Source organism: Catenulispora sp. EB89, from assembly GCF_041261445.1.
GTDB lineage: Bacteria > Actinomycetota > Actinomycetes > Streptomycetales > Catenulisporaceae > Catenulispora.
On record NZ_JBGCCU010000029.1, the window covers coordinates 131,994 to 149,638 of the forward strand.

General features: G+C 70.4%; 15 protein-coding genes and 1 pseudogene. 9 read left to right on the forward strand and 7 right to left on the reverse strand.

The features are described from left to right. Nucleotides 1-79: 79 nt before the first annotated feature. Nucleotides 80-1,546 (forward strand): APC family permease, encoded by a 1,467-nt coding sequence (locus ABH920_RS41640; protein ID WP_370354855.1) that lies wholly within the window; start codon nucleotides 80-82, stop codon nucleotides 1,544-1,546. Between the two features lie 75 nt (nucleotides 1,547-1,621). On the opposite strand, the gene ABH920_RS41645 is transcribed toward ABH920_RS41640, so the two are convergent. The 7 genes and pseudogenes from ABH920_RS41645 to ABH920_RS41675 all read right to left on the reverse strand — a co-directional run bounded on the left by ABH920_RS41645 (nucleotide 1,622) and on the right by ABH920_RS41675 (nucleotide 8,415). Then, nucleotides 1,622-2,140, reverse strand: a complete 519-nt coding sequence (locus tag ABH920_RS41645; RefSeq protein WP_370354832.1) for a flavin reductase family protein — start codon at nucleotides 2,138-2,140, stop codon at nucleotides 1,622-1,624. Then, the gene (locus tag ABH920_RS41650; RefSeq protein WP_370354833.1) at nucleotides 2,140-3,279 is read right to left on the reverse strand and encodes an LLM class flavin-dependent oxidoreductase; all 1,140 of its coding nucleotides are present in this window, start codon (nucleotides 3,277-3,279) and stop codon (nucleotides 2,140-2,142) included. The genes ABH920_RS41645 and ABH920_RS41650 overlap by 1 nt, the downstream gene beginning before the upstream one ends. Before the next feature lie 308 nt (nucleotides 3,280-3,587). Next, a pseudogene (locus tag ABH920_RS41655) lies at nucleotides 3,588-4,649 on the reverse strand (LLM class flavin-dependent oxidoreductase); the annotation flags it as partial. Further along, on the reverse strand, nucleotides 4,646-6,055 hold the full coding sequence (locus tag ABH920_RS41660) for an NtaA/DmoA family FMN-dependent monooxygenase (RefSeq protein ID WP_370354834.1): 1,410 nt from the start codon (nucleotides 6,053-6,055) through the stop codon (nucleotides 4,646-4,648). The gene ABH920_RS41660 and the pseudogene ABH920_RS41655, both read right to left, overlap by 4 nt. Before the next feature lie 58 nt (nucleotides 6,056-6,113). Beyond that, complete coding sequence (locus tag ABH920_RS41665) at nucleotides 6,114-7,340, reverse strand: LLM class flavin-dependent oxidoreductase (RefSeq protein WP_370354835.1); 1,227 nt, start codon at nucleotides 7,338-7,340, stop codon at nucleotides 6,114-6,116. 171 nt (nucleotides 7,341-7,511) lie between these two features. Then, nucleotides 7,512-7,706: a putative leader peptide gene (locus ABH920_RS41670; RefSeq protein WP_370354836.1), complete on the reverse strand. Its 195-nt coding sequence runs from the start codon at nucleotides 7,704-7,706 to the stop codon at nucleotides 7,512-7,514. Continuing rightward, a complete protein-coding gene (locus ABH920_RS41675) occupies nucleotides 7,696-8,415 on the reverse strand; it encodes a GNAT family N-acetyltransferase (protein WP_370354837.1) in 720 nt (239 codons plus the stop codon). The genes ABH920_RS41670 and ABH920_RS41675 overlap by 11 nt, the downstream gene beginning before the upstream one ends. Before the next feature lie 211 nt (nucleotides 8,416-8,626). On the opposite strand from ABH920_RS41675, the gene ABH920_RS41680 reads away from it, so the two are divergent. From ABH920_RS41680 to ABH920_RS41715, 8 genes are all read left to right on the forward strand, one after another. After that, nucleotides 8,627-9,625: an amino acid ABC transporter permease gene (locus tag ABH920_RS41680; protein WP_370354838.1), complete on the forward strand. Its 999-nt coding sequence runs from the start codon at nucleotides 8,627-8,629 to the stop codon at nucleotides 9,623-9,625. Continuing rightward, complete coding sequence (locus ABH920_RS41685) at nucleotides 9,622-10,398, forward strand: amino acid ABC transporter ATP-binding protein (RefSeq protein ID WP_370354839.1); 777 nt, start codon at nucleotides 9,622-9,624, stop codon at nucleotides 10,396-10,398. Before ABH920_RS41680 ends, ABH920_RS41685 begins: the two co-directional genes overlap by 4 nt. 154 nt (nucleotides 10,399-10,552) lie before the next feature. Beyond that, nucleotides 10,553-11,473, forward strand: a complete 921-nt coding sequence (locus ABH920_RS41690; RefSeq protein ID WP_370354840.1) for a transporter substrate-binding domain-containing protein — start codon at nucleotides 10,553-10,555, stop codon at nucleotides 11,471-11,473. After that, nucleotides 11,473-12,360 carry an amino acid ABC transporter permease gene (locus tag ABH920_RS41695; protein ID WP_370354841.1) on the forward strand — a complete coding sequence of 296 codons (888 nt, stop codon included), beginning with the start codon at nucleotides 11,473-11,475 and terminating at the stop codon, nucleotides 12,358-12,360. The genes ABH920_RS41690 and ABH920_RS41695 overlap by 1 nt, the downstream gene beginning before the upstream one ends. Then, a complete protein-coding gene (locus ABH920_RS41700; RefSeq protein ID WP_370354842.1) occupies nucleotides 12,357-13,127 on the forward strand; it encodes an amino acid ABC transporter ATP-binding protein in 771 nt (256 codons plus the stop codon). Before ABH920_RS41695 ends, ABH920_RS41700 begins: the two co-directional genes overlap by 4 nt. 26 nt (nucleotides 13,128-13,153) lie before the next feature. Beyond that, nucleotides 13,154-14,164: a transporter substrate-binding domain-containing protein gene (locus ABH920_RS41705; protein WP_370354843.1), complete on the forward strand. Its 1,011-nt coding sequence runs from the start codon at nucleotides 13,154-13,156 to the stop codon at nucleotides 14,162-14,164. Nucleotides 14,165-14,180: 16 nt separating this feature from the next. Beyond that, complete coding sequence (locus ABH920_RS41710; RefSeq protein ID WP_370354844.1) at nucleotides 14,181-15,308, forward strand: LLM class flavin-dependent oxidoreductase; 1,128 nt, start codon at nucleotides 14,181-14,183, stop codon at nucleotides 15,306-15,308. A 115-nt stretch (nucleotides 15,309-15,423) separates the two neighbouring features. Continuing rightward, complete coding sequence (locus tag ABH920_RS41715) at nucleotides 15,424-17,448, forward strand: LamG-like jellyroll fold domain-containing protein (RefSeq protein ID WP_370354845.1); 2,025 nt, start codon at nucleotides 15,424-15,426, stop codon at nucleotides 17,446-17,448. The last annotated feature ends 197 nt before the right edge of the window (nucleotides 17,449-17,645 follow it).

Consider the following 17,645-nt stretch of genomic DNA (forward strand, 5'->3'; position numbering starts at 1 on the left):
GAGCTATTTTCTCGGCAAGAACGCGGCCCCGCTCTGATTCCCCTGATCCGCCAGCCGTCGAGGAGCAGCCATGTCCACCATGGATCCCCCGTCCACCGCGCCCGCGCCGTCGGCCGCCGAGCCCGAGCCGGGCGGCAACCGCCTGCGCGGCGGCTCGTTGGGCCTGCTCGACATCGCCAGTTCCACCATGGCCAACATCGGGCCGGCGATGAGCTTCTACTTCGGGTTCGGGCTGCTGGCCACCACGGCCGGCGTGGCCTCGCCGCTCACCATCGTCGTCGCCGGGATCACCGTCGCGCTGCTGGGCAACACGCTGGCGCAGTTCTCCCGGGCGCATCCGTCGGCCGGCGGGTTCATCACGTTCGTGGGCAAGACGTTCGGGCCGACCAGCGCGGTGACCACCGCTCTGCTCATCACCGCCGGGTACATCATCGCGATCTCGTCGGTCATCGCCATCTCCGGCGGGTTCCTGGAGAACACGCTGCACTACTACTTCCACTGGAACGTGCCGTGGATCCTGTTCACGGTCGTCCTCACCGCGCTCGCCGTGCTGCTGATGATCCGGGGCGTCGGGGTCTCCACCAAGCTCGCTGGGTACTTCTTCGCCGTCGAGATGCTGGTGCTGGTCGTGGTGTCGGTGTGGACCATCGCCAAGCACGGCGCGCACCTGTCGCTCAAGCCCTTCGAGCCGAGCCACGTCAAGGGCGGCATGTCAGGGCTCGCCGAAGGCTTCCCGCTGGCGGTCTACATGTTCGTCGGCTGGGAGAACTCCGCGGCGCTCGCCGAGGAGACCGACAATCCGCGCCGCAACGTCGGGCGGGCCGTGTTCTCCTCCATCGGCATCATGTCGGTCGGGTACGTGCTCTTCGCCTACGCCACGGTCACCGGCTTCGGCTACGACGTCGACAAGGTCGGCTCCTCCGACGTGCCGTTCATCCAGGTGGCCCACGGCACGCTCGGCATCCTGGCCTTCTTCGCCTACATCGCGGGCCTGACCTCCACCCTCGGCTCGCTCATCTCCGGCACCAACTCCCAGACCCGCCTGCTGTTCAACGCCGGCCGCGAGCGCCTGCTCCCGGCCTTCCTCGGCCGCGTGCACCCGGCGCGCCGCACGCCGCTGAACGCGATCGTCGTCTTCGTCTCGGCGGGCATGCTGATCATCGGCGGCTGGGGCCTGCTGCACATCATCGGCGGCAAGGGGACGATGGACCCGGTGAACTTCTTCGGCGAGTCCTCGACGATGGGCACCATCCTGATCCTGCTGGTGTATCTGGCCTCGAACCTCGCGCTGCCGTTCTACTACCGCAGGTACCGGCCCGAGGAGTTCCACGTCGTCAAGCACGCGGTGCTGCCGCTGATCGGGGCCGCGGCGATCGTCGTGCCGCTGTACTACCTGGCCAAGCCGGGGCAGTCGGAGCCGTACAACTGGTTCCCGTACCTGGCGCTGGGGGTGTTGGTGGTGGCGCTGGTCTACGCGCTGATCCTGGTTCGGCGCGATCCGGGCCTGGGCGAACGGGTCGGGTCGATCGTCGCCGACGCGGAGTGAGGAAGCCGGCTGACGACGCCGAGTGAAGAAGCCGGGCGGCACCCCCCCCGAGGAGTGCCGCCCGGACTCACGGCGTCATGGCCTTGTCGCGTCAGTCGCCAGGCGCTGGAACTTGCTGGCATGGAAGACCAGAGGCGGCACCGTCCCGTCGGCGTCCAGGTCGAGGACCCGGAACAGGATGATGTCGTGGTCCCCGCCCGGGTGCACGGAGTCGATCTCGCACTCCAGCCACGCGCTCGCGCCCTCGACGAACACCGCGCCGTCGGCGCTCGTGCGGTAGTCCAGCGAAGCGAAGCGATCCCCGCTCCTCGACGACAGTTGGCGGACCGCCGTCTCCTGGTGCGCACCCAGGACGCTGATGCCCAGGCGCGGCAGCGTGCGCAGCAGCGGCCAGGTCGTCGAGCGGACGTCGGCGCAGACCGAGACCAGCGCGGGCGCCAGCGACACCGTGTTGAACGAGCTCGCGGCCAGGCCCACCGGGACGCCGTCGACGAGGGCGGCGATCGCGGTCACGCCGGTCGGGAACGCGCCGTAGACGCGTCGCAGTTCCTTGGGATGGTGGGAAGCGGCTGTTGTGAGGTCCTGGACAGTCATCAGTTCTCCCGTCTCGCCCACTCCTCGGCCAGCAGCCGGTAGGAGGCGACGCGGTCGGCGTGGTCGTGGGTGATGGTGGTGACGATCAGCTCGTCCGCGCCGACCGCGTCGCGCAGCACCTCCAGCTGGTCGGCGACCTGCGCCGCGGTGCCGACGAACTGGGTCTGGACCCGGTCGGCGACCAGCGCGCGGTCGGCCTCGCTCCAGGGCAGCGCGCGCGCCTCCTGCGGCGTCGGGAACTGGATCGCGCCCTCGGCGGTGCGGATGCTGCGCACCCACGGGCCGTAGCCGGCGGCCAGTTCCCGCGCCTGAGCCTCGGTCTCGGCGACGACGACGTCGGCCGAGACCGCGAGGTGCGGCTGGTCGAGCTCGTCCGACGGCTTGAACGCGGCGCGGTAGCCCTCAGCCGCCTCCAGCACGGTCGCCGGGCTCACGTGGTAGTTGGTCGCGAAGCGCAGCCCGTTGCCGCCGGCCACCTCGGCGCTGGCCCCGCCGCTGCTGCCGAGGATCCAGATCTGCAGCTCGGCGCCCTCGCCGGGCACGACGTGCGCCTCCTGCCCGCTGCCGTCGACATAGGTCCCGGCCAGCAGCGCGAGGATGTCGGCGACCTGGTCCACGTACTCGGGGGTCTGCGCGTTCGGCTGCTGGAGCAGCACCTTGTGCAGCGCGAAGCGCGGCGACTTCAGCAACGGCGTGAAGTCGAAGCGCGCCGGGATCCGCAGCCCGTTGGCGGTGTAGCCGTCGACGACGGACGCCGGGCCGACGAGCGCGGGCTGCGGCGACGTCCCGGGCGTCCGGCTGCCCCCGGACCGGCCGAGCCCGAGGTCGAACCGGCCGGGGAACGCGGCGTCGAGCAGCCCGAACTCCTCGACGGTGTTCAGCGGAGTGCGATGGCCGAGCAGCACGGCACCGGACCCGAGCCGGATGCTCGAGGTGGCGGCGGCGGTGAGCGCCAGCACCACGGCCGGACTCGTGCCGGCCACGCCGGGATTGAGGTGGTGCTCGGCGAACCAGTAGCGCGCGTAGCCGAAGCTCTCGGTCTGCTTGGCGAGGTCGATGCTGTTGCGCAGCGCCTCGGAGGCGGTGGATCCGGAGCTGATCGGGACCAGGTCCAGGACGCCGAGGGGAGTGGTGGACATCGGGATCAGGCTCCTTGGGGGGAGGGGACGAGGTGCGGCGGCCAGAGGGAGGACGGCTGGCCGGGCTCGGCGGCTGCATCGGCGGCGCGAGCTGTGGCGGGCTCGGCGGCGCGAGCAGCGGCCGGCTCGGTAGTCGAGGCCGTGACCGTGCTGGCGGCGGCCGGTGTGGCACTGGCACCAGCCCTGGCACCGGCATTGGCACCGGCATTGGCACTGGGACCGGTGACCGAGATCGTCGGCGCGGCGTCGGCGACGAAAGCTGCGTGGGCGTCGGCGGTCGGGTCTGCGGCCGGTGCGCCGGAAGCCGTGTCGGCATCCGGCCGGGCGTCCCAGTCCCACGGCGGGTCGGGAATCTCCCGCCGCAGCACCGGCGCGATCTCCGCCTGGAACCGCTCCAGCGAGGCCCGGTGCTCGGCGGCGCTCAGGCCCGAGGGCTCGGCCTGCAGGTGCATGACCGTGTGCCCGAACTGCTCGTGGTACCGGTGCACCTTCTCCAGGATCTGCTGCGGGCTCCCGATCAGCGCCGAGCTGCGGGTCACGAAGTCCTCCAGCGTCGGGAACACCGGCTCGATCCCCAGCCGCTTGGCCATCGCCAGGTGCCCGGCGAACACCGGCGCGTAGCCGCGCAGCGCCTCCTGCGACGTCGCCGCCGCGTAGAAGCCGGCGGTTCCCGCGCCGACCGCGGCCTTCGCCGGGTCGTGGCCGTGGAACGCCCAGCGTTCGCGGTAGTAGCGGATCAGCTCGGCGTACGGCTCGATCGGGTTCGTCACGTTCGCCGAGAACAGCGGGTCGCCGTAGCGTGCGGCCAGGTCGACCGACTCTTTCGACGTCGCGCTGCCGTGCCAGACCCGGATCGGCTGCTGGAACGGCCGCGGCCAGACCTCGGCGTCGGTGAGTGCCGGCCGGAACTTCGGTGTGGCCGTCACCTTGTCCTGGCGCCAGATCCGCCGGAACAGTTCGTACGCCTCGGCGTTGCGCTCCCACTGGTCTTCGGGGGTGACGTGGAACAACTCGCGTTGCGCCGAGCCGTTCCCCTTGCCGATGATCAGTTCCAGCCTGCCCCCCGACAGGTGGTCGAGGGTCGCGTAGTCCTCATACGCGCGGACCGGGTCCAGCAGGCTCAGCGTCGTGACCGCGGTGAAGAGCTTGATCCGGCTGGTCTTCGCCGCGATGTGGCTCAGCACGACCGTCGGCGAGGAGGAGATGAACGGCCGCTCGTGCCGCTCGCCGACGCCGAAGCCGTCGAAGCCCAGCTCCTCGGCGAGCACCGCGGCGTCCACGACCTGCCGGAACCGCTCGTTCGCCGAGGCCTGCACGCCGGTGGTCGGATCCGGGGCGTGCACGATCAGCGAGATGGTCAGGAACTTCATCGCCCGGCTCCCGCCGCAACAACTTCCGTCGCCGCAGAACCCACAGCCGCCGACGGAGTCTTCCGCGGCTTGGCCAACCCCAGGTGCTCCCGCAGCGTCGTCCCCTCGTACTCCGTCCGGAACCGCCCCCGTTCCTGCAGGATCGGCACCACGGTGTCGGCGAACACGTCGAACCCGCCCGGCGTGATGTGCGGCACCAGGATGAACCCGTCCGCCGCGTCGGCCTGCACCAGCTCGTCGATCTGCGTCGCGACGGTCTCGGCGGACCCGATGAACGACTGCCGAGAGGTCTTCTCGATCATCAGCTCCCTGATCGACAGCCCCTTCGCCTCCGCCTCCTCCCGGTACTCGCGTGCGGCGGCGATCCGGTCCCGGTACATCCGGTCCGCGGCCCGGCCCTTGGAGATCGAATCGCCGCTGACATCGGGATCGATCTCCGGCAGGGGGCCGTCCGGGTCGTACGCGCTCAGGTCCCGGTTCCACAGCTGCTCCAGGAACTTGATCGCCGTCTGCCCGCTGACCTGCGCGCGCCGCACCTCCACCGCCAGCTCCGCGGCCTCGGCGTCGGTGTCGCCGAGCACGAACGTCGCGGCCGGCAGGATCAGCAGGTCCTCGTACGTCCGGCCGTACTTCGCCAGCCGGCCCTTGACGTCGGCGTAGAACGCCTTGCCCGGCTCCAGCTGGCTGTGCCGCCCGAAGATGGCGTCGGCGGCGGCCGCGGCGAACTCCCGGCCGCCGTCGGAGTCGCCGGCCTGGAAGATGACCGGCCGCTCCTGCGGCGAGGTCGGCACGTTGAACCGCCCGGCTATGTCGAAGTGCCGGTCCCGGTGCTCGAAGGTGCCGGCCTTCGGGTCGGAGAGGAAGACCCCTGATTCCTTGTCCGCCTCGATCCGGTAGCCGTCCCAGGAGTCGAACAGCTCCCACGCCGTGCGCAGGAACGTCTGTGCCCGGTCGTACCGGTCCTGCTCGGCGAGGTAGCCGCCGCGCCGGAAGTTCTCGCCGGTGAAGGCGTCCCACGAGGTGACGACGTTCCACGCCGCGCGCCCCTCGGACAGGTGGTCCAGCGACGCGAACTGCCGCGCCACCTCGTACGGCTCGTTGAACGTGGAGTTGATGGTCCCGGTCAGGCCGATCCGGTCGGTGACGGCGGCCAGCGCCGAGAGCACCGTGAACGTGTCCGGGCGCCCGACCACGTCCAGGTCGTAGATCTGCCCGCCCTGCTCGCGCAGCCGCAGTCCCTCGGCCAGGAAGAAGAAGTCGAACTTGGCACGTTCGGCGGTCTGCGCGAAGTGCTTGAACGAGGCGAAATCGATGTGGCTGCCGGCGGCCGGGTCGCTCCACACCGTGGTGTTGTTGACGCCGGGGAAGTGCGCGGCCAGATGGATCTGCTTCACGGGCTTGCTCATGCTTGGGCTCTTTCTCTGCTTCCGAGGAGTTCTCTGGCGCCCCGGTTCTGGCGAAGACCTAGACCGCGGCGAGGGCGGGGCCGGAGGCGGCGGCGTAGCGGTTGGCCGGGCGCGCAAGGCCCAGATGTCCGCGCAAGGTCGTGGCCTGATACGCGGTGCGGAACAGGCCGCGGGCCTGGAGTTCCGGCACCAGACCGCGGGTGATTTGCGTCAGGTCGTGCGGCAGCGCGGCCGGGCGCAGCCGGTAGCCGGTGAGCCCGGCGTGCCGCCAGTCGGCCAGCAGATCGGCGAGCTCCGACGGGGTCCCGGCGAAGATGTGCGCGTCGCTGGTGTACGGCGTGCCGGCCAGCTCGTCCAGGCGCGCCTGGCGCTCCTCGGCGGCCTGGGTGCTCTCGTCGAGGAAGACCACGAGGTCGCCGAACACGTGCAGGGTGTCCGACGCGCGGCCGGCGAACTCCTGCTCGCGCCGGATCTCCGCGACGATCGCGGCGGCGCCGGGCCGGTCGTGCGGGGTGACGAAGCCGACGTCGGCGGAGCGCGCGATGAGCTGGTAGGGGATCGTCGCGTGCCCCAGGGCCGTGACGATCGGCTGGCCCTGCGGCGGACGCGGGGTGATCGACGGGCCCCGCACGTCGAACCAGTCGCCCTCGAAGTCGATGTGGTGCAGCTTGTCCCGGTCGACGAAGCGGCCGGTGGCGGCGTCGCGGATCTCGGCGTCGTCCTCCCAGCTGTCCCACAGGCGTCGCAGCACCTCGACGTAATCCGCGGCCTCGCTGAAGCGCTCGGCTATCTGCGCCTGCACCTCATCGGTGTCGATGTCGGCCAGCCGGACCGGCTCGGTGGTGCGGCGCCCGAACAGCGCGAACTCGTACGGCTTGGCCGATATCTGGATCCGCAGACCCGCGCGGCCGGTCGAGGCGTAGTCCAGCGTGGCGATCGCCTTCGACAGGTGGAACGGCTCGGAGTGCGTGGCCACGACGGTCGGCACGATCCCGACGTGCGACGTGGCCGGCGCCGTCCGGGCCGCGGTCAGCACCGCGTCCAGGCGGCCCCGGACCTGGTCGACCCGGTCGTCGACGTCGTTGAAGTCGGTGCTCTGCAGCCCGAAGGAGTCCTCGATGGTGACGAAGTCGAGCAGGCCTTCCTCGGCCTCGGCGACCAGATCGGTCCAGTAGCGGCCGCGGAACAGCTCGTCGGGGCGGGCGTCCGGCTCGCGCCAGGCGGCCGGGTGCCAGCCCGCGCCGTCCAGGGCGACGGCCAGGTGGAGCAAGGGATCGGGGGACATGCGGAATCGCTTTCTGCGCACCGGAGCGCGGCGGTGGCCGGGCCGCCGTCGTAATGGGACGGCGGCCGTGCGGAACGCGCGGGGTGCACGTGAAGAGAGAGGGATGGAGACTAAGGACTCAGCGGGCGCCGGGGGCGCGGGCCGGTGCAGGTGAGGCTGGGAAGAGCTCGTTCAGACGCGCCGGTGCGCGGGACACAGGGCGCTGGCGATGCGCTGCAGGTCGATGTGGCGCCGCGAGTAATAGCCGGTGGCGGTGGGCAACGCCTTCACCTCCCTCGCTGTTCTGGTCGGAATCCCTATTGAGATACTGGGGATAGTAGAGCACGTCCTGCGTTCGTCAAGAAGATCGTCGTTCTCAGTCCGCATACTGGACGGGCACCTGGTAAGCCCCGAACACCACCCGCCGCCGCAGCACGAATCCGAGCTGCTCGTACAGCCGGATCGCGGTGTGGTTCTCGGCGCTGGTGTGCAGGAACGGGACCTCGCCGCGTTCGCGGATCCCGTGCGCCACCGCGTGGATCAGGCGCGTGGCCAGCCCCCGGCCGCGGAAATCGGCGTGCGTGCACACCGCGCTGATCTCGGTCCAGCCCGGCGGGTGCAGGCGCTCGCCGGCCATCGCGATCAGCCGGCCCTCGTGCCGCAGGCCCAGATAGGTGCCCAGCTCGACGGTCCGCGGCCGGAACGGTCCGGGGTTGGCGTGCTCGACCAGCGCGGTCATCTCCGGCACGTCCTCGGCGCCGAGCCGGACGACGTCCGGATCCGCCGCGCCGAAGAAGTCCTCGCCGGTCATCTGCACGCCGGCGATCCGCATGACCTGCTCCCAGCCCGGCGGCGTCGCCGGTTCGTTGCCGCCGGTGGGCAGCACGCCGCCGGGGCCCAGCAGCTTGGCGGCGTCGCGCCAGTCCTGCTCGCCGGGGTTCGGCGGCAGCGAGACGAAGATCGAGACGTCCGGGTGGTAGCGCAGCACGGCGCCGACGGATTCGGCGAAGCGCGCGTGCGTGCCGAGCAGCGAGGCGCGGGCCGGATCGTCCAGAACGTGAGACGGGGCTGACGGATCAGTGGGCTTTGTTGGCATGCTGATGACCGTACCCAATCTCCAGTAGTTCGATAGGCATGGTCTTGACGAAGCGAGGTGTGGCCCGTATGCAGTCTTTGTATTCCCAGCTCCGGGTCATCCGGCGCCATGTCGACCTGCTGCGTGTCAACAGTGCGCTGTGTCCGGGTGACGCTCCGGTCCGCTGACCGGCCGTCCTGTCTCGTCCCGACCCGCCTCGAAGGCACTCACCATGACTGACGTAACGGAGCGAATACCGCTCCTGTCCGCTCCTGCCGACGATCCGATTCCCGCCGACGAACACCTGCTGGCGGCCCGCCTGGTCGCGCCGCGCCGCCCCGGCCTGTGGGTCTCGGCCGCGCTGCTGCTGGTCCTGGCCGCGATGCTGGTCCACACGCTGGTGACCAACAAGCGCTTCGAATGGCCCGTGGTCCGCGGCTACTTCTTCGAGCACTCCATCCTGCACGGCCTGGAGCTCACGATCTGGCTGACCGCCGCGGTCCTGGTCACCGGCTACGTCCTCGGCACCGCGGTGGCCGCCGCGCGGCTGTCGAAGAACCCCATCCTGAAGTCCCTCGGGTTCGGCTTCGTCTGGCTCATCCGCTCGGTGCCGATGCTGGTCCAGCTGCTGTTCTGGTACGAGCTCGCGTCGCTGTATCCCAGGCTGTCGCTGGGGATCCCGTTCGGTCCGGAGTTCGCCACCTTCAAGACCGCGCACCTGTTCGGCGGGATCCTGGCCGCGTTCGTCGCGCTGAGCCTGGACGTCGCCGCGTTCTCCGCCGAGATCGTCCGCGGCGGCATCCTGGCCGTCCCGGCCGGCCAGGTCGAGGCCGCGCAGGCGCTGGGCCTGGGCCGCGGCCGGATCTTCCGGAGGATCGTGCTGCCGCAGGCGATGCCGGCGATCGTGCCGGCCTCGGGGAACCTGCTGATCGGGATGCTGAAGGCGACCTCGATCGTCAGCGTCATCGCGGTGCAGGACCTGCTGTACTCCTCGCAGCTCATCTACAACGAGAACTTCCAGATCATCCCGCTGCTGCTGGTCGCGACGCTGTGGTACATCGTCCTGACCACCGTGCTGTCGATCGGGCAGTACTTCGTCGAACGGCGCTACGCACGCGGGACGAACCGGCGCGGCGACGGCTTCGGCACGCTGTTCCGCCGCAACCTGCCGCTGTTCGGCCGGGGCGGATTGGCCACCGGGGCCACCGGGGCCACCGGGAGCGGGTCGTGACCGCCGACGGGGCGCGGCCCCTGGTCCGGGTCAGGGGCCTGCGGAAGAGTTTCGGCGCGCACCGCGTGCTCGACGGCGTCGACCTGGACGTCGCCGAGGGCTCGGTGACGGTGCTGCTCGGCCCCTCGGGCTCGGGCAAGTCGACCCTGCTGCGCTGCGTGAACCACCTGGAGCGGCCGGACGCCGGCTTCGTCGAGGTGGCCGGCGAGGTCGTCGGCTACCGGTACCGCGACGGCCGGCTGCACGAACTCCCGGCGCGCGAGGTCACCCGGCAGCGCACCCAGGTCGGCATGGTCTTCCAGCAGTTCAACCTGTTCCCGCACCTGACGGTCTTGGAAAACCTCGTCGAGGCGCCGGTGGCGGTGCGCGGCGTGCCGAAGTCCGAGGCGGCGGCGAAGGCGGGCGACCTGCTGGCCCGGGTCGGCCTGGCCGGCCGGGAGGGCGCCTACCCGCGCGAGCTGTCCGGTGGCCAGCAGCAGCGCGTGGCCATCGCGCGGGCGCTGGCGATGGAGCCCCGGCTGCTGTTGTTCGACGAGCCGACCTCGGCCCTGGACCCCGAGCTGGTCGGCGAGGTGCTGGGCGTGATCCGGGACCTCGCGGTCGGCGGCATGACGATGATCATCGTCACCCACGAGATCGGGTTCGCCCGGGAGGTCGCCGATCAGGCGGTGTTCCTGGACGGCGGCCGGATCGTCGAGTCCGGCGCGCCCTCCGACGTGCTGGACCGGCCGGGCAACGAGCGCGCGCGGGCCTTCCTGTCCGCAGTCCTCTGATCCACTCCGGCATCCCACCGCGGCATCAGCTCTCTGATTCATTCCTCAGCTTTCTGACTCACCTCTCGTCTTCCATCCCGAAGGGACCACTTCCGTGCCGACCCCCGGCCGTCCAGGCCGTCGATCGCCCCTTGCCGTTTTCGCTGGTGCCGCCTTGGCGGCAGCCACTGTCCTGCTCGCCACGGCCTGCGGCTCGACCTCCAAGCCGGTCGCCGGCGGGCCGGTCGCGGCCGAGGGCAGCACTTCGGCCTCGCTCCCGACCCAGGACGTGGTCTCCGGCGTGCAGACCGACCCCGCGCTGAAGGCCGAACTGCCGGCGTCCATCGCCTCTCGCGGCACGCTGCTGCTGGGGACCACGCAGCCCACCGGCCTGTCCGGGCTGCCGCACGACGGCGTGGACGCCGCCGGCAAGGAGGTCGGCCTGGACGTCGACCTGCGCAACGCCATCGCCAAGAAGCTCGGCGTCACCTGGGACACCCAGTACGGCACGTTCCAGACCATCATCCCGGGCACCCAGAACGGCAAGTTCGACGTCGGCTGGGGCAACTTCGGCGTCACCAAGGCGCGCGAGAAGATCGTCGACTTCGCCACCTACCTCACCGACGGCCAGGCGTTCCTCGGCGCGTCGAGCGTGTCCGCGGACAAGATCAGCACGCTGGCTGACCTGTGCGGCTACACCGTCGCGACCAGTCCCGGCTCGACGTTCCAGCAGATCCTCACCAACGGTGCGTCGCAGTGCTCTGCGGCCGGCAAGAAGCCATACCAGGTGCAGTACTTCTCCGACAGCGCCCCGATCTTCCTGGGCCTGGCCAACGGGAAGATCGACGTGCTGTTCGGCCCGACGCTGAGCGTGAAGTACGACGCGCTGCACGTGCCGAACACGAAGTTCCTCGGCCAGATCAGCACCACGCCGGTCGGCGTGGTCACGGCCAAGGGCTCGCCGCTGACCAAGCCGCTGTCCGACGCGGTGAACGCGCTGATCGCCGACGGCAGCTACGCGAAGATCTTCGCCAAGTGGGGAGTCCCCGACACCGAGGTGAAGTCCTCGCAGATCAACCCGGATCCGGGCTTCTGATGAGCATCTCCGCGGAGCCCGCTGAGGGCGTCGGGATCGCCGACAGACCGCACCTGGAACTGAGCACGCAGCGCGTGATCCCGCTGCGTCACCCGGGCCGGTGGATCGCCACCATCGCAGTGCTCGTACTGGCCGCGCAGTTCGTCCACGGCCTGGCGACCAACCCCTTCTACCAGTGGGGCCGGTTCGGCTACTGGTTCGCGCGGCCGGTCATCCTGCGCGGCCTGTGGGTCACGCTGGAGGTCACCGCGTTGTCGGCGGTGCTCGGGCTGCTCTGCGGCGTGGTGCTGGCGCTGGCGCGGCTGTCGCGCAACCCGGTGCTGCGGACGATCAGCTGGGTCTACATCTGGTTGTTCCGCTCGGTGCCGCTGATCGTGGTGCTGCTGATCCTGTTCAACTTCAGCGCCCTCTACAAGACCCTGAGTCTGGGCGTGCCGTTCGGCCCGAGCTTCTTCCGCTTCGACGAGAACAAGCTGGCCACCGAGCTCGTGGTGGCGACGATCGGGCTGAGCCTGAACGAGGCCGCCTACGCCGCCGAGGTGGTGCGCGGCGGGATCCTGTCGGTGGGGCGCGGGCAGCGGGAGGCCGCCGCGGCGCTCGGGCTGCCGCGCTGGTACCAGTTCCGGCGGATCGTGCTGCCGCAGGCGCTGCGGGCGATCGTGCCGGCGTATGTCAACCAGCTGATCGGGCTGATCAAGGGCACGTCGCTGGTGTTCTACGTCTCGCTGCTGGATCTGTTCGGGCAGGTGCAGACCATGAGCAGCACGTATCCCGGCGACGTAGTGCCGCTGCTGCTGGTGGCCACGGCCTGGTACGTGATCCTGACCAGCCTGGTGTCGGTGGCGCAGTACTGGATCGAGCGGCGGCTGCGGGCGGGGGAGCGATGAGCGCGCTCGCCGCCGCGGTGGAGGTCCGCGGAGCCAGCAAGTCGTTCGGCGCGCACAAGGTGCTCGACGACGTCGACCTGACGGTGTGCCCGGGGCACGTCACGGTCATCATCGGCCCTTCCGGGGCGGGGAAGTCGACGCTGCTGCGGGTCATCAACCACCTGGAGAAGCTGGACGCCGGACACGTGTCGGTGAACGGCGTCCTGATCGGGGTGCGGCAGCACGGGACCCGGCTGAAGGAGCTCAGCGAGCGCGCGATCCTGGCTCAGCGGGCCGACATCGGGTTCGTGTTCCAGAGTTTCAACCTGTTCCCGCATCTGACGGCGGTGGAGAACGTCGCCGCGGCCCCGGTGGCGACCGGCCGGGCGACGAAGGCGGAGGCCCGGGAGCGGGCGCTGGAGCTGCTGGCGTCGGTGGGGCTGGCCGAGAAGGCCGATGCCTATCCGTCGCAGTTGTCGGGCGGCCAGCAGCAGCGCGTCGCGATCGCGCGGGCGCTGGCGCTGCGGCCCGGGGTGGTCCTGTTCGACGAGCCGACCTCGGCGCTGGACCCGGAGCTGGTCGGCGAGGTGCTGGCCGCGATGAAGGATCTGGCCGGGACCGGGACGACGCTGATCGTGGTCACGCACGAGATCGGGTTCGCGCGGGAGGCCGCGGACCGGGTCGTGTTCATGGACGGCGGCCGGATCGTCGAGGAGGGGTCGCCGGAGGAAGTGCTGGACCGGCCCCGGCACCCGCGGACTCGTGAGTTTTTGAGCAAGGTCCTTTAACAGCTTTCTGTATTGGAGACATATCCATGACTGGCAAGACACTGAGATTCGCCGTGCCGATATTCACTGTGGCCCTGCTGGCGTCCGCGTGCTCCAGCAGTGCTTCGGGCTCGAAGACCCCGAGCGCGCCGGCCGCTGCCGGGTCGACGGTCGTCCAGGTCGGTGCGTTGTCCAACGGCGCCGCCACCGAGACCGATCTGACCGTCGCGCAGCAGGACTCGATCCGTGCCGAGCTGCCGGCGGCGATCCGCGACGGCGGGACGCTCAAGATCGCCATCGGGGCGCTGCCGGCCGGATCGGCGCCGCTGGCGTTCGTCGGCAGCGACCAGAAGACCCTCACCGGCTCCGAGCCGGACCTGGGACGGCTCGTCGCCGCAGTGCTCGGACTCAAGCCGACTCTGGACAACGCCACCTGGGACAACATGTTCGTGGGGATCGACAGCGGCAAGGACGCGGTCGGGTTCTCCAACATCACCGACACCGAGCAGCGCAAGCAGAAGTACGACTTCGCCAGCTACCGCGACGACAACCTCGGGTTCGAGACGTTGAAGTCGAGCACGTGGACGTTCGGCGGCGACTACCACACGCTGGCCGGCAAGACGGTCGCGGTCTCCTCCGGGACCAACCAGGAGAAGATCCTGCTGGAGTGGCAGACCAAGCTGCGCTCCGAGGGCAAGGACGTGTCCATCAAGTACTACCCGGACGCCAACGGGGTGTCGCTGGCGTTGGCGTCGGGGAAGATCGACATCTTCCTCGGGCCGAACCCCGAGGTCGCGTACGACGTGACGGCGAAGGCGAAGACGCCGAACCCGGTGCGGATCGCCGGCGAGTACTCGGGGGCCGGGGCGACGTTGCAGGGGCTGATCGCGGCGACCACGAAGAAGGACAGCGGGCTGGCCAAGCCGATCGCCGACGCCATCAACTATCTGATTCAGAACGGCGACTACGGCAAGTGGCTGGCGGCGTGGAACCTCAGCAGCGAGGCGGTGCCGACGTCGCTGGTGAACCCGCCCGGCCTGCCGGCCAGCAACTCCTGAGCGGCGGCGCGCGGCTATGAGTTTCCACTGGTTCCTGCCGACCGGCGGCGATGCCCGGCAGCTGAGCTCGTCCGTGCACGGCGCGGGGATCGGCGGCGCTTCGGGGCCGCTGCCGGTCTCCGATGGCTCCGACCGTTCCGACACTGCTCCTGGCTCCGCTCCGGCCGGCACGCGTCCGGCGACCTTGGCGTATCTGACACAGCTCGCGCGGGCCGCCGACGATCTCGGGTTCGACGGCGTCCTCACCCCGACCGGGGCGCACTGTGAGGACGCGTGGATCGTCACCGCCGCATTGATCGCCGCGACCCGGCGGCTGCGGTTCCTGGTGGCGTTCCGGCCGGGGCTGGTGAGCCCGGTGCTGGCGGCGCAGATGGCGGCGACGTTCCAGCGGCTGTCCGAGGGGCGGCTGCTGCTGAACGTCGTCACCGGCGGCAGCGACGCGGAGCAGCGCGGGTACGGCGACGTGCTGGACCACGACCAGCGCTACGAGCGGGCCGAGGAGTTCCTGGACGTCGTGCGCTCGGCGTGGTCCGGCAAGCCGTTCGACTACCTCGGCGGCTACCACGAGATCCGCGGCGGCCACCTGCGCGAGCCACCGGTGCCGACACCGCGCGTCTACTTCGGCGGCTCGTCGGACCCGGCGCTGGACGTCGCTGCCAAGCACGCGGACACGTACCTGACGTGGGGCGAGCCGGTGGCGCAGGTGGCCGAGAAGGTGGAGCGGGTGCGTGAGCGCGCGGCGAAGCTCGGACGGGAGCTCCGCTTCGGGCTGCGGATCCACGTCCTGAGCCGGGACACGTCCGAGGAGGCGTGGCGCGCCGCCGACAAGCTCATCGCCGGACTCGACGACGCGACGGTCGCCGCCGGCCAGCAGCGCCTGGGCGCACTGGAGTCGGAGGGCCAGCGCCGCATGCTGGCCCTGCACGGCGGCGACCGCTCGCGGCTGCTGGTGGCGCCGAACCTGTGGGCCGGGATCGGACTGGTGCGCGGCGGCGCGGGGACGGCGCTGGTCGGGAGCCACGAGGAAGTGGCCGAACGGATTCAGGAGTACCGGGACGCGGGGATCGAGGAGTTCGTGTTGTCCGGGTATCCGCACTTGGAGGAGGCTTACACATTCGCGGAGTGCGTGCGGCCGCTTTTGTGACCCCGCGCAACTAACGCGTTTCACCGATGTTCGACCGGCCTTGGTGCGAGGGATCCTCGCCGGATGCGGGGCGGCGCATACGGTACCGGCGGAATCCTCACCCCACGGAGCCGTTATGAACCACGAGCACGAAGACGCTCACTGTCAGTGCCCCCGCACCGCCGACTTCGACTCCGCCGGCCCGGCTGCGACCGGCCGGCGGTCCTTCCTGCGCAACGCGGGACTGCTGGGCGCCGGCGCGACCGCGCTGGCCTCCGGCGCCACCGTGTTCGGGCCGGCCGCGTCCGCCTCGGCCGCGACCGGCGACGCGGCCGGCGCCGCCGGTGTCGCCGCTCTGGCGTCCGCCGACGCCCGGCACGACGGCTCGAGCGTCTACGACATCACCAAGATCGACACGAGCGCCCCGGGCGCCCGCTGGGACCCGGACCCCGACAACCCGGTGTTCACCCTGGTCGTCATGCCGGACACGCAGTACATGTTCGACCAGGACCGGATCCACCCGGCGCCGATGGAGGCGTCGTTCCGCTACATCCTCAGCGGCGATGAGGACGCGAACATCGTCTTCATGGCGCACCTCGGCGACATCACGCAGAACGGCCAGGCCGGCGAGTTCGCCGCCGCCGGCTCGGTGTTCGAGATGCTGGACCGCAAGAAGGTCGCCTACAGCGTCGTCGCCGGCAACCACGACGTCTCCGGCACCGACCAGCGCGGCGCCACGCCGTACTCGGGCACGTTCACCAAGGCGCGCGCGGCGAAGTCCAAGACCTACGGCGGCTCGAGCCCCGACGGCTACAACACCTTCCACGTCTTCCGCGGCGGCGGCCGCGACTGGCTCCTGCTGGGCCTGGACTGGCGGCTCTCGCCGGCCGGGTTCGCCTGGGCCAACCAGGTGATCGCCGACCACCCGACGCTGCCGGTGATCGTCACCACGCACGAGATCGCCTACGCCGACGACTCCGGCACGGCGTACCTGTCGGACTACGGCCAGCAGCTGTGGGACGGCCTGATCAAGAACCACGACCAGGTGTTCCTGACCCTCAACGGCCACTACTGGCCGCCCGGGTCCACGACGCTGAGCAACACCGCGGGCAACGACGTACACGTGCACATCACGAACTACCAGGACCGCTACTACGGCGGCGCGGCGATGATCCGCACGTACCGCTTCGACACGCGGCGCAACACGATCGACGTCTCGACGTTCTCCCCGTTCTTCCGCAGCCTGCCCACCACCGAGGTGAACGAGCAGGCCGGCCAGGAGATCGAGCTGACCTCCTCGGTCGACCGCTTCTCCATGTCGGTCGACTTCGACCAGCGCTTCAACGCATTCGCGCCGGTCCCAACCCGCCCCGCGCGCCCGGCGAACAAGATGCTGATCCACGGCACCCTGGCCTACTGGCGCTTCGACGGCGGCGGCGCCGACGGCACGGCAGTCGGTGACAAGCAGATCATCCGCGACCTGTCCGGCAAGGGCAACGACCTGCTGAAGGAGAACGTCCCCGGCACCACGGGCACACCCCTGAGCTGGTCCACCACCGAGTTCCACCCCGACCAGCCGAGCCACGGCTCCCTCCGCTTCGCCGGCCAGGGCCACCCAGTCCAGGGCGCCTGGCTACAGACGGTCCCGAACGCCCCGCTGAACGCCGAAACCTTCCAGCACGGCTACACCTTCGAGGCCTTCTTCAAGCTCCCGCCGAACTGGGACTCCTCCCAGAGCGCCTGGAGCGGCCTACTCAGCCGCTGGGGCCTCGCCAGCGAAGCCGGCAAGTCCGGCGGCAACACGGACCCCCAGGAGCCGATCGCCACCCTGAGCCTGTCCGGCGGCTCCGAACTCCAGTGGAACGTCTACCCCCTGAACCAGCCCGGCGCCTCGACCGCCTGGAGCCACCTACTGCCGCTCGGCAAGTGGTGGCACGTCGCAATCGTCAACGACGGCAAGGTGAACCGCATGTACGTCGACGGCTGCGAGGAAGGCCGCAACCCCGCGACCCCCGCCATCGGCATCACAACGCTGAACCACTCCTGGCTCCTCGGCGGCTACGAGTACAACGGCAGCATCAACCAGATCCACAACGGCTGGCTCGGCGATGTCCGCATCACCAACCGGCCACTCCGCATCGACGAGTTCATGAACGCCTGACCTCGGGGCGTTTACGTCGGTGGTAGAGGGCGCCGGGCCGCGTGCTTCCGCGGCTCGGCGCCCTGGTTTTTGGCACGGGGCTGCGCGACCGGCCATGTGGCGAGGGGGTCCGAAGGACCATGTGGGGTGTTGGTTCTGGGTCCCTCGCCGCGTCGACGGGCGAAGCCAACCTGGCCGGGCTGGTGGTGTCCAGCCGG

Bases quoted from the DNA above. Each gene is read 5' to 3' on its own strand.
- ABH920_RS41640 (WP_370354855.1), top strand. From the start codon at position 80: ATGGATCCCCCGTCCACCGCGCCCGCGCCGTCGGCCGCCGAGCCCGAG.
- ABH920_RS41645 (WP_370354832.1), bottom strand. From the start codon at position 2,140: ATGACTGTCCAGGACCTCACAACAGCCGCTTCCCACCATCCCAAGGAA.
- ABH920_RS41650 (WP_370354833.1), bottom strand. From the start codon at position 3,279: ATGTCCACCACTCCCCTCGGCGTCCTGGACCTGGTCCCGATCAGCTCC.
- ABH920_RS41660 (WP_370354834.1), bottom strand. From the start codon at position 6,055: ATGAGCAAGCCCGTGAAGCAGATCCATCTGGCCGCGCACTTCCCCGGC.
- ABH920_RS41665 (WP_370354835.1), bottom strand. From the start codon at position 7,340: ATGTCCCCCGATCCCTTGCTCCACCTGGCCGTCGCCCTGGACGGCGCG.
- ABH920_RS41670 (WP_370354836.1), bottom strand. From the start codon at position 7,706: ATGCGGACTGAGAACGACGATCTTCTTGACGAACGCAGGACGTGCTCT.
- ABH920_RS41675 (WP_370354837.1), bottom strand. From the start codon at position 8,415: ATGCCAACAAAGCCCACTGATCCGTCAGCCCCGTCTCACGTTCTGGAC.
- ABH920_RS41680 (WP_370354838.1), top strand. From the start codon at position 8,627: ATGACTGACGTAACGGAGCGAATACCGCTCCTGTCCGCTCCTGCCGAC.
- ABH920_RS41695 (WP_370354841.1), top strand. From the start codon at position 11,473: ATGAGCATCTCCGCGGAGCCCGCTGAGGGCGTCGGGATCGCCGACAGA.
- ABH920_RS41700 (WP_370354842.1), top strand. From the start codon at position 12,357: ATGAGCGCGCTCGCCGCCGCGGTGGAGGTCCGCGGAGCCAGCAAGTCG.
- ABH920_RS41705 (WP_370354843.1), top strand. From the start codon at position 13,154: ATGACTGGCAAGACACTGAGATTCGCCGTGCCGATATTCACTGTGGCC.
- ABH920_RS41710 (WP_370354844.1), top strand. From the start codon at position 14,181: ATGAGTTTCCACTGGTTCCTGCCGACCGGCGGCGATGCCCGGCAGCTG.
- ABH920_RS41715 (WP_370354845.1), top strand. From the start codon at position 15,424: ATGAACCACGAGCACGAAGACGCTCACTGTCAGTGCCCCCGCACCGCC.